Source organism: Brumimicrobium mesophilum (assembly GCF_003025005.1).
Taxonomy (GTDB): domain Bacteria; phylum Bacteroidota; class Bacteroidia; order Flavobacteriales_D; family Crocinitomicaceae; genus Brumimicrobium; species Brumimicrobium mesophilum.
The window spans coordinates 242344-253199 of sequence record NZ_PVSS01000003.1 but is presented as its reverse complement, the minus strand read 5'-3'; the positions used below and the strand labels follow the sequence as shown (position 1 = coordinate 253199).

Genomic DNA, 10856 nt, shown 5'->3' with positions numbered 1-10856 from the left:
GTTATGCATTTTTTTTGAATTAGATTTATTTAAGTTCGTCGAACCCTTCACCCATTCGTCGAAAAAACAAATATTTTTTATAATTCATTCCATGTATATCCACTTATTCAATGAAAAGTTATTTAGATTATGTTAATTTTGTTGAACTCTTTAAAAAAAAGAATCAATAAAATTAACAAGTAAATTTAAGTTATGAAAAGACGAATTATTGCGCTGACTTTTATCAGCACTTTGCTTTTTTCTGGATTTGCAAAAGCAGATGAAGGAATGTGGCTACCTTTTCTTTTAGGTAGAAATTACGAAGACATGAAAAAGCATGGGTTAAATCTTACACAAGATGAAATCTATAGTATTAACAATGCTTCATTAAAAGATGCTATTGTTTCTTTTGGAGGTTTTTGTACCGCAGAAGTTATTTCGAAAAAAGGATTATTATTAACTAATCACCACTGCGGTTACGATGCTATTGCTGATGCTTCAACAGAGGAAGAAAATCATTTAGACAATGGGTTTTGGGCAAAAAGCCTTAGTGAAGAAATCGCTATTCCTGGATTAACGGCAACCTTCGTTATTTCTATTGCTGATGTAACTGAACAAATCACGAAAAATCTTACAGCAGATATGACTGAAGAAGAACGTGCAATCAAAATTAGAGAAATATCAGCTGAATTAACTAAAGAAGCTGTAGGTGAATCTAATTACAAAGCATTCGTTCGAGATTTCTTTGAAGGTAATGAATTTTACATTTTCGTAACAGAAACTTACCAAGATGTTCGTTTAGCTGGAACACCGCCAGAAGCTATAGGGAAATTTGGTCATGACTCTGACAATTGGATGTATCCTCGTCACACAGGAGATTTCTCAATGTTTAGAATTTATTCTGGATCAGACAACAAACCTGCAGCATTCAGTGAGGAAAATATTCCATACACTCCTAAGCACTCTCTTCCTGTATCTATTAAAGGATATGAAGAAGGAGATTATGCAATGGTATTCGGATTCCCTGGTTCAACAGATCGTTACCTTTCTTCTTTTGGTGTTGAACAAGCTGTTAACATCGAACAACCTAAAAGAGTTGAAATCCGTAGAAAGAAATTAGATATTATGAAGAAATATATGAACGAAAGCACTGAAGTTCGTTTAAACTATTCTTCAAAGCATGCGCAAGTAGCTAATTACTGGAAATATTTTATTGGTCAATCTGAGCAATTAAAAAACAATAAAGTAGCAGATAAAAAACGTGAATTAGAAGCGAGATTTAGTGACTTTGCTAAAACAAACCCTGAGTATGCTTCAATTTTAGAGACAATTGAGAAAGCATACAAATTAACAGACAATCAAGTTTATGCTGATGTATATCAAAGTGAATTTATTTATTCTGTAGATCTTAACTTAAATGTGTTCCGTTTTGTTTTATTAGAAGGCTACATTGAACAAGGAATGGGAGATAGAGCTTATTCTAGTTTCAAAGATAGAATGATGACTTTCTACGAAACTGCAAACCTTGATCTAGAATTTGAAACTTTAGAGGAAGTTTTAAAAATGTACTACAAGGACATTCCAGCTGAAATGATGCCTGAGTTAATTAAAACAGCAGGTGATAAAGGAAAATTAAGCAAATTGGTTAAAAAAGCGAGAAAAAAATCGATTTTCTCTTCAAAAGCTAAGTTCGAGAAGTTTGACCAATTGGTAGAAAAATCTGAGAAATTCCCAATGGAAACATTGAAAAAGGATCCATTGTTTAAGTTGATAGAATCAATTTATTTAGAATATAATAAATTGACTGAAAACGAAGAGTATGTTGTTGCGATGAGTGATCTTGAGCGCGCAAATAGATTGTTTGTTAAAGGATATAGAGAAATGGATACAGACAAAACATTCTATCCAAATGCAAATAGCACCTTACGTTTAACTTATGGTTCAATTCTTCCTTATTCACCAGAAGAAGGTAAGCAATATGATATCTATACTACTTTAAAAGAAGGATTAAAGAAAGAAGATCCGAATAACCCTGAATTTCATGTTCCTGCAAAACTTAAAGAATTGTATAACCAAAAAGATTATGGAAGATATGCAAATGAAAAAGGAGAAATGGTAGTTAATTTTATTAGTAACAATGATATTACAGGAGGAAACTCAGGTTCTCCAGTTTTAAATGCTGATGGTCATTTGATTGGAACGGCATTTGACGGAAACTGGGAAGCAATGTCTGGAGATATTTTCTTTGAAAAAGACATCCAACGTACAATTTCTTGTGATATTCGTTATGTACTATTTATCGTTGAGAAATACGGTGAAGCTCATAACCTAATTGATGAAATGGAGATTGTTGAATAAACGATCTTATTAAATATTTAAAGCCTCGACATAATTGTCGGGGCTTTTTTGTTCTTTATACTTGTCCCCTACTTCAACTCAATTTTGTATTTTTAAAAGTTTTAAGTCAAATTTATTTAATATATGATTTTAACGATTGAGGATATTCGCAAATACCTAACTTATCGATTACCTGGAGAAGATGCTCATATTCCTATGTCACCAATGGGAAGAGGAAGATCTTCAGAAGCCTTGTCCCGATCTATTAATCACCGAGAAAGTGCAGTGGCTTTAATTATTTATGAATACCAAAATGAATTAAAATGTATTTTGACAGAGCGCTCTCCTTATCGAGGAATGCACAGTGGTGAGATTTGCTTTCCTGGGGGAAAAATGGAAGAATCAGATGAAGATTTAAAACAAACGGCTATGCGTGAATCGGTGGAAGAAATAGGGTTGAAATATGAAGGCTTTGAACTGCTTGGAAAATTAACTCCTGTATTTATTCCAGTGAGTAATTTTAGTATTCAACCTTTTGTTTTCTATTACACACAAGCTCCTGTATTCGTGCCTAACATTAGAGAAGTTGCTGAGATATTCACTTTCCCAATCCAACAGCTTTTTGAAAAGGATATTATTAAGAAAACAAGAATTAAACTTTCAGGAAATCGAGTTTTAGATGATACTCCATATTTTGATATAAACAATAAGGTCGTTTGGGGTGCGACTGCTTTGATATTGCATGAGTTTAAACGGATTTTTAGTAATGGTTAATGAATCACTTCGAAGAAGGGATTGAGCCTAAGCTAAGGTTTCTATACTAAAAGTTAAATTACGCAATTATTTTGTCCAACACAGCACCACTTAATCAAACATTTCTAATTCATCACTAGAAAATAGAATACCCAACATATCCAACCACTTCTTTAATCAATCCAAACCATCCGGTAAATGTGTCAGCACTTGGAATTATAAATTCATCCCATTGATAATAACGCTTTTTTCCAACATATTGATCTGTAGAAAATGGTGTTACTGTCATTTCCTCATTATCAAAAGAAGCTTTTGCTCTTTTCATGTGTCGAGCAGAAGTAATTAAAAGAAAGGACTCAAAATGCGGATAAGTTTGTTGCATTAAAGCGACAGTAAATTTAGCATTTTCGTGGGTATTTCTAGACTCTGTTTCTGTGATAATATCGATTTCTGGAATACCCCATGAAACGAGTTGGTCTTTCAGTTGGATAGCTTCATCAAGGCCTTTATCAATCACACTACCGTGTTTTCCAACAATACATATTTTCTTGATTTTTTCTGTCTTATACAAGTCAATGGCTTGCCAAATTCGATCACCTCCTCTTCTAATACTTAATCGATCGACACTGTTATCGTATTCAAACATACCGCCAAGAACAATTCCGACATCATGATTAGAAATTTCACTTTTATTTATTGCAGGTACTTCCCACAGGCGAAGTGCTTCTTTGTAAATTATGGTATTAGAAAAGAAAAAGGCGATTACTATTGTAGCCACTTTTGCAAAATGTTTTAGCTTCTTTTTCTTAGCAAAAAACCAAATTAAAATCCCAATTAATAACCAAGTGAAAGGTGTAATTATGAAGTAAATAACTTTAGACAATATCAATATCATGGCGTAATATCCTATGTGAACACAATAAAAATCGTATATTTGTGTCTAAATTAAATTAATAAATCAATACTTTTTTAAATTATGGATAAAGAAATACTAGACAAAGAAAAATACTTTGGATTTACCCAAGACGATATTTGGGCGACACTAACTGAAATAGGATTAAACCTATTAATTGCAATTGTAATTTTCATTGTTGGGATGAGATTAGCTAAGTTCTTCAGTAAAATGGTCGTTAAAATTCTTGAGAAAAAAGGATCAGATGCAGGTTTGATTACTTTCATGAGAGGATTGGTAAGTGGACTAGTAAAAGTACTTACAATAGTTACTGTTTTTTCTCAAGTTGGAATCGAAATGACATCTTTCATTGCAATACTGGGTGCCGCTGGTTTAGCAATAGGTATGGCTTTCTCTGGAACGCTGAGCAATTTAGCAGGAGGAGTTATGTTATTAATTTTCAAACCATTTAAAGTTGGCGATTATATTCAGTGTCAAGGAGAATCTGGTACTGTAAACGAAATTCAAATTTTCCACACAGTAATGACAACTCCAGACAATAAAACGATTATTATTCCTAATGGTCCTTTATACAATGGAAATATTACAAACTACAGTATGCAGCCAACACGTCGTGTAGATTTCACATTTGGATTTGGATATGGTGAAGATCTAAAACTGGCAAAACAAACTGTTTTAGACATTTTAAATAGCCACCCTAAGGTAATGCAAGATCCTGCACCATTTGTAAAATTAGGTTCTTTAGGAGATTCATCAGTTAATTTAACTGTTCGTGTTTGGTCTAAAAAAGAAGATTATTGGGATATTCACTGGTATGTTAATGAATTGATCTATCAAAAATTCGATCAAGAAATCGATGGATTATCTATTCCTTACCCACAGATGGATGTTCATGTAGATGGAAATGCATAATTTCTGTTTCAAAATAAAACTAGAAAAAAAGAGCCGCAATTGCGGCTCTTTTTTTTGATGTAATTTTCTGTTTCCGATAAAGAATAGAAGACTAAAAAACTACTCAGAATTCGTTTCTACTCCTCTCTGATTGAAAAGTAAGTTCCGCCAGGAGAAATATTTATTTTCACTACGTTCCAAGTAATGAATAAAATGAGTAATTTATCAATGAATGACTTTTTAAGTTTTGTTATACGATAGAGTTTACTCAAAGTAATCTCCCCGGCATCTTTTATTGTATTTAAAATTAATTGCTCGTCTTTATCGAAAGTTTGAGGAGTTGAAGTTTTTGTACGTTGCTTTTTCCAAACACCGATAAGAATTTTACTCGCTAACAAAGTATGATCGGCTCTTCTCACATAAGTCTTCCAAACACCATCATCATCCAATGCTTTAACTGGCTTATTAGCTACTTCATCCACCGTGATTTCAAGGACTAACTTATGATCATCTTGCATGATTTGTGTTTTCACTGTCAATTCTGGCTTGCAATAAAGTGATGCCGCTCCTTGAATTACATGGAACTCTTCTTCCGGATTGACACCAACAACCTTCCCATTGTCTTTAACTCCAATTAATAATCTACCACCATCTGTATTAGCAAATGCGGCAAGGGTTCTGGCAATTTTCTTAGCGTCGTCAACTCTAAATTTGAAATCTTGCGTTTGATGCTCGCCTTCCCTAATATAGGATTTTAGAATATTCATAGGAAATATATTTACTAATATGTTCTAATTAAAATAATTGATCATTTGAAATCAATCCACTCTTATAAAGTTATAGCGAAGTTAAGAAAAAGGTGTGAGTTCCAATTGTGCCTAAAGACATTTCAACCTATGAATTTCAATATTTCATCATCCGTCATAATTTCTTGATGAGAACATAAATAAACTTCTCTTGCTCCAATTTGTTGTGCAAAATCTCTATAAATTCTACTTTCAGAACTTGATATTTCGGTGATTTCAGAATCCACAGGCTGCAAAATAATCCTTAAACCCTTATCAAAAAACAAATTAGGAGGATATAAAAGTTCTTTGATTACACCTATCAAGAAAACTTCCGCTGCTTCATAATCCGCAATAATTAGCCTATTATTTGAATAAGGCTGATGTGATAATCGAACTAAACTTTTACCACCTTCTAAATGTTTTATTTCAACACGATCCTTGAACAAACGAATATATAGCGTGTGTTTTGATGTCAGCCATTGGTATATTTCGTTCATTAATTTCATTTCATACGCTCTTCAGTAATAACCTGGAGTATCTGTAAGACATTGGTTCATAGAATCTATGGGAAGATGTTAAAAACAAGCTTAAAGCAGTGTATAGCGTTTTCTTATTTAAGATTAACTATTCCAAATTTCCCAAGCTTTTGCCGCTTGTTGTTTAAGCATAGATAAACCATTCAAAGTATCAGCTCCGCTTTCTCGTGCTATTTTCAAGAATAAAGTCTCAGAAGGATTATAAATCAAATCTACCACGAAATGGTCTTCTCCGACTAAATCAATTGGAAAAGCTGGTTTTTCATTTACATTAGGAGCAGATCCTAATGGCGTACAATTAACAATCATTGGAAAAGACTTCACCATTAAATCACTGGCTTGATCGTACCCAAAAATCATTTCATCCTCTTTTGGAGTTCTAGACAAATAACCAACAGTTATTCCTAGATTTTCTAAAGTGTAAGCCACAGCTTTTGAGGCTCCACCAGTTCCTAGAACTAGGGCTCTTTCATGAATATTACGCAAGAAAGGTTTTATTGATTGACCAAAACCAAAAGCATCGGTGTTATGACCAATAGATTTTCCATCTCTGAAATGAATACAATTCACCGCGCCTATTTCTTTTGCTTCAGTACTTAACTCATCTAGAAATGGTATTACAGCTGTTTTGTAAGGAATTGTAACACTGACACCCTGAAATTCAGCGTGAGCACCTTTCATCCAAATTTCTAAAGCATGAACATCAGCCAATTCAATGTTTTCAAAACTGGCATCAATTTTTTCAGTTTCAAATTTTTCCTCAAAATGACTTTTAGAGAATGAATGTCCAAGAGTTTTACCTAATAATCCGAATTTTCTAATGTCTTTCTGACTCATACTTATACTTTTTCCGATTTATTCCCGAATTTATCTAATAAGTAAACCAAAAGGTATCCGAAGAGCGCCAATAGCACAACATAAAGAATTTGTGGCTCACCAATAAAATTGTCCGGCATCACATTGGCCATCATCCAATCCTCTTTTCCATCAGAATGAACAACAATTGGAGCATCTCCTATTTGATTTTTCCAAGGCCAAATCTTTAAAAGAGAACCAATTAAAAACCCAGAAAGAATGGCTAGAACCAAGTTTTTGAAGTTTTCAAACAAGTATTTTAAGAGTCGACTAAATGATAGGATTCCAATTAAACAACCTAAACAAAATAGCCCGATAATGGTAAAGTCTAAATTTTTTAAACCTTCAATTACCAAAGCATAAGAACCCAGTAAGACTAAAATAAAAGAACCGCTAATACCAGGTAAAATCATGGCACAGATTGCTATAGCTCCACTGAGGACGATATACCAAGATTCTCCCCCACTCGCCGTGACATGAACAGTAGAAATGTATGCAGCAATGACGGTTCCCAAGATTAAACCAATAACAGTTTTAATGTCCCATTTGGTGATCGTTTTCATAATTAATTGAGCACTTGCTACAATTAATCCAAAGAAAAATGCCCAAAGTAAAACGGGAAATTCATCCAACAAATAGGTTACAACTCGCGCCAATGATAAAACACTAATGGCAATTCCTAGAAGTAATGCAACGAAAAAATTACCATTTACATGTTTCCAAAAAGGAGAAAGACCTTCATTTTTCAGTTTTCTGAACGCCGCAAGGTTAATATTACTAATACTACCTATCAATTCTTCATAAATCCCAGTAATGAAAGCGATTGTTCCTCCAGAAACACCTGGAATAACATCTGCTGCTCCCATTGCCATTCCTCGTAAAGTAATCCCGGATAATTGTGGAAGTGACCTAGATTTTTTTTCCATTATATTTCAATTGATTGATCAATTTCATTGACATATGCCTCTACTCCACCGATTACAATCCCTATTTTAGAAAAGTTATGATTAGTTTTTAAGAAATTAGCAACTGCTGCTGCTCGTTTTCCTGAACGACACATAACATAAGTCTCTTTTTCACAATCAAGTTCAGAAGCACGTGTAGGAATATCTGCCATGGGAATATGCTTGCATGCAAGGTTTCCAATGTTGTATTCATAATTTTCACGCACATCTATCAACGTAAACTTAATATCATGCTTTAATGCTTCAGCGAGTTCTTGTACAGTTATATCTTTCATCAGTTTCAATCAAAATAAATTCTCGGCAAATTTAACAAAAACTAATTAGGAATGCGAGAAGACAATTATGAAATACGAATTTGGAAATTACGAATTTTGTACTAATAAAGAGTTAAAAGCATTTCGTTGTTTTCCTAAATAGAATTTCAACAACAAATGTTTATATTTTTTGAATTCGTAATTCGCAATTGAACGATTCGTAATTATTTAATTTTTTATCTTTAGAAAAAAATTAAATTAAAAGATGAGTAAAGCAATAACGGAGGAAAGTAAAGAATTTTTAGAAAAATACTTAAATAATGCCTCTCCAACTGGTTTTGAATCTCCAGGACAAAAAATGTGGTTAGAATATATTAGACCTTACATCGATGATTACATGGTTGACAACTATGGTACAGTGGTAGGTGTTATAAATCCTGAAGCGGAATACAAAGTTGTTATTGAAGCCCATGCAGATGAAATTGCTTGGTTTGTACATTATATTACGGATGAAGGATTCATTTATGTTCGTAGAAACGGAGGTTCAGACCACATGATTGCACCTTCGAAACGTGTAAATATTCATACAGATAAGGGAACTGTAAAAGCTGTTTTTGGATGGCCAGCGATTCATACACGTCATGACGAAGATCCAAAACCGAGTTTAAAAAATATCACTTTGGACTGTGGTTGTAGTTCGAAAGAGGAGGTTGAAAAATTAGGTGTTCATGTTGGTTGTGTAGTTACTTTTGAAGATGATTTCATGATTTTGAACAATAACCGCTATGTTGGAAGAGCATTAGATAACAGAATTGGTGGTTTTATGATTGCTCAGGTAGCGAGATTGTTAAAAGAGTCGAAAACTGAACTTCCATTTGGATTATACATTGTAAATTCTGTTCAAGAAGAAATAGGATTACGTGGGGCACAAATGATTGCGCAAAAAATTAAACCTAATGTGGCAATTATCACTGATGTCTGTCATGATACCGGGACTCCACTTATTGATAAAAAAGAACATGGTGATTTTAAAGGTGGATTGGGTCCAGTATTAACCTATGGTCCTGCTGTTCATAACAATTTACTGAAACTGATAATTAATTCAGCAGATAGTGAAAAAATTCCATTCCAACGTCAAGCCGCTTCTCGTGCAACGGGAACAGATACAGATGCTTTTGCGTACAGCAATGATGGAGTACCTTCTGCTTTAATCTCTTTGCCAATTCGCTATATGCATACAACCGTAGAGATGACTCACGAAGAAGATGTTGAAAATACGATTAATTTGATTTTGGCATCAATTAAAAAGATTGAAAATAACCAAGATTTTAGATATTTTACTTAAAAAGTAGGTTTTGATTTAGACAATGAGGTGCAAGCTCACGGAAACTAAATTCAACAGGAAGATATTATTTATTAGTAATTAAAAAACCCGTTCTGACTTGTTAGTCAGAACGGGTTTAGTTTTTATAATAAAAATATTTTAAAACATTATTCATTACGAGTTGCTCTTAAAGCATTCAATTTGACTTTATTTTCTTTTTCATCTAAAGTCGCTTGGATGAAAAATTTAGATATTTCTGTTTTATTAAAACTGTTAAAACCTACTTCCACATCATTTGAATATTTCTTTCTATATTTATTCAAAAAACATGAAACTACTTTTCCTATTTAGCATTATTTTGATTCTGACAAGTTGCGCAACAAAAGTGCAATACAATGATCCTGTTCCGATACATGATACTTTCACGTTAAATGCTCCCCAAATTGGTGAAGACAGAGTGATTAATGTTTGGTTGCCGCCAAATTATGATTCTACAAAAGATAAATTCCCTGTTTTATACATGGCCGATGGCGGTGTTGTCATGGAAGACTTTCCACATATTGCAAATACGCTCGCTAAACTCATAGAAATAGATAGTTTACCACCACTTATTCTTGTAGGAATTGAAAACACAGAACGCAGAAGAGATTTGACCGGTTTTTCTGAAAATATGAAAGATTCAATTTATTGTCCTTTAAGTGATGGAGCGAAAGATTTTAGAGCGTTTATAACAAACGAACTATTTGATGAAATTGGAGAAAAATACAGGGTTTCTGATAAAAGGGGATTGATTGGAGAGTCACTTTCTGGATTATTTGTAATGGAAACATTCTTTTTACAACCAGAAGCATTTGATATTTATATTGCCATGGATCCTTCTTTATGGTGGAATGACAATTACTTAGTCAAAAATACCGAAAAATTAATGAGCGATTTTCCAGATCGACCTAAAAAACTTTGGTTTGCAGGTTCTGATGCTCCCGACATTTCTAAATTCACAAATCAATTGGAAGACAAATTACAAAACATGGCACCAAAAAATTTGAAATGGACTTATTCGGATGAGCCCAAAGAAAAACACCATACAATTTTCCGAGCTACCAAGGAGAAAGCTTTGATTTGGAGTTATGGAAATTGATAATTTAAAATCCGCTTGATTTTAAGAAGTCTCTCATTAAAGTAATAAAATATTCTACTTTCTAATGAAAAGTAAATTCTTCATTAAATAGTTTATAGTCATAGAGGAATATGAAAAACAAAT

At 33.2% G+C, this 10856-nt stretch carries 11 protein-coding genes; 5 read left to right on the top strand and 6 right to left on the bottom strand.

Features of this window, described 5'->3' with window-relative positions:
* Positions 1-192: 192 nt before the first annotated feature.
* On the top strand, positions 193-2337 hold the full coding sequence (locus C6368_RS04530; RefSeq protein WP_107037985.1) for a S46 family peptidase: 2145 nt from the start codon (positions 193-195) through the stop codon (positions 2335-2337).
* Between the two features lie 123 nt (positions 2338-2460).
* Entirely contained in the window at positions 2461-3090 is a 630-nt protein-coding gene (locus tag C6368_RS04525) for an NUDIX hydrolase (RefSeq protein WP_107037984.1), read from the top strand.
* A gap of 115 nt (positions 3091-3205) precedes the next feature.
* On the opposite strand, the gene C6368_RS04520 is transcribed toward C6368_RS04525, so the two are convergent.
* Positions 3206-3847, bottom strand: coding sequence for a YdcF family protein (locus C6368_RS04520; RefSeq protein WP_159038433.1), 642 nt, complete (start codon positions 3845-3847; stop codon positions 3206-3208).
* 198 nt (positions 3848-4045) lie between these two features.
* Here C6368_RS04520 and C6368_RS04515 point away from each other — a divergent pair, with 198 nt between their 5' ends.
* Positions 4046-4894 carry a mechanosensitive ion channel family protein gene (locus C6368_RS04515; protein WP_107037982.1) on the top strand — a complete coding sequence of 283 codons (849 nt, stop codon included), beginning with the start codon at positions 4046-4048 and terminating at the stop codon, positions 4892-4894.
* Between the two features lie 116 nt (positions 4895-5010).
* Here C6368_RS04515 and C6368_RS04510 read toward each other — a convergent pair whose 3' ends face one another.
* The 5 genes from C6368_RS04510 to C6368_RS04490 all read right to left on the bottom strand — a co-directional run bounded on the left by C6368_RS04510 (position 5011) and on the right by C6368_RS04490 (position 8292).
* On the bottom strand, positions 5011-5640 hold the full coding sequence (locus C6368_RS04510; RefSeq protein WP_107037981.1) for an AlbA family DNA-binding domain-containing protein: 630 nt from the start codon (positions 5638-5640) through the stop codon (positions 5011-5013).
* Between the two features lie 122 nt (positions 5641-5762).
* Positions 5763-6158 carry a hypothetical protein gene (locus C6368_RS04505; protein ID WP_159038432.1) on the bottom strand — a complete coding sequence of 132 codons (396 nt, stop codon included), beginning with the start codon at positions 6156-6158 and terminating at the stop codon, positions 5763-5765.
* Between the two features lie 123 nt (positions 6159-6281).
* Positions 6282-7034: a shikimate dehydrogenase family protein gene (locus tag C6368_RS04500; protein WP_199851591.1), complete on the bottom strand. Its 753-nt coding sequence runs from the start codon at positions 7032-7034 to the stop codon at positions 6282-6284.
* A 2-nt stretch (positions 7035-7036) separates the two neighbouring features.
* The gene (locus tag C6368_RS04495; protein WP_234369080.1) at positions 7037-7978 is read right to left on the bottom strand and encodes a DUF368 domain-containing protein; all 942 of its coding nucleotides are present in this window, start codon (positions 7976-7978) and stop codon (positions 7037-7039) included.
* Entirely contained in the window at positions 7978-8292 is a 315-nt protein-coding gene (locus C6368_RS04490; protein WP_107037979.1) for a rhodanese-like domain-containing protein, read from the bottom strand. The genes C6368_RS04495 and C6368_RS04490 overlap by 1 nt, the downstream gene beginning before the upstream one ends.
* A 244-nt stretch (positions 8293-8536) precedes the next feature.
* On the opposite strand from C6368_RS04490, the gene C6368_RS04485 reads away from it, so the two are divergent.
* Positions 8537-9616 (top strand): M42 family metallopeptidase, encoded by a 1080-nt coding sequence (locus C6368_RS04485; protein WP_107037978.1) that lies wholly within the window; start codon positions 8537-8539, stop codon positions 9614-9616.
* A gap of 307 nt (positions 9617-9923) precedes the next feature.
* Positions 9924-10733: an alpha/beta hydrolase gene (locus tag C6368_RS04480; protein WP_107037977.1), complete on the top strand. Its 810-nt coding sequence runs from the start codon at positions 9924-9926 to the stop codon at positions 10731-10733.
* Positions 10734-10856 lie beyond the last annotated feature (123 nt).

Coding starts and splice junctions, on each gene's coding strand:
- C6368_RS04530 (WP_107037985.1), top strand. CDS start 193: ATGAAAAGACGAATTATTGCGCTGACTTTTATCAGCACTTTGCTTTTT.
- C6368_RS04525 (WP_107037984.1), top strand. CDS start 2,461: ATGATTTTAACGATTGAGGATATTCGCAAATACCTAACTTATCGATTA.
- C6368_RS04515 (WP_107037982.1), top strand. CDS start 4,046: ATGGATAAAGAAATACTAGACAAAGAAAAATACTTTGGATTTACCCAA.
- C6368_RS04510 (WP_107037981.1), bottom strand. CDS start 5,640: ATGAATATTCTAAAATCCTATATTAGGGAAGGCGAGCATCAAACGCAA.
- C6368_RS04505 (WP_159038432.1), bottom strand. CDS start 6,158: ATGAACGAAATATACCAATGGCTGACATCAAAACACACGCTATATATT.
- C6368_RS04500 (WP_199851591.1), bottom strand. CDS start 7,034: ATGAGTCAGAAAGACATTAGAAAATTCGGATTATTAGGTAAAACTCTT.
- C6368_RS04495 (WP_234369080.1), bottom strand. CDS start 7,978: ATGGAAAAAAAATCTAGGTCACTTCCACAATTATCCGGGATTACTTTA.
- C6368_RS04490 (WP_107037979.1), bottom strand. CDS start 8,292: ATGAAAGATATAACTGTACAAGAACTCGCTGAAGCATTAAAGCATGAT.
- C6368_RS04485 (WP_107037978.1), top strand. CDS start 8,537: ATGAGTAAAGCAATAACGGAGGAAAGTAAAGAATTTTTAGAAAAATAC.
- C6368_RS04480 (WP_107037977.1), top strand. CDS start 9,924: ATGAAACTACTTTTCCTATTTAGCATTATTTTGATTCTGACAAGTTGC.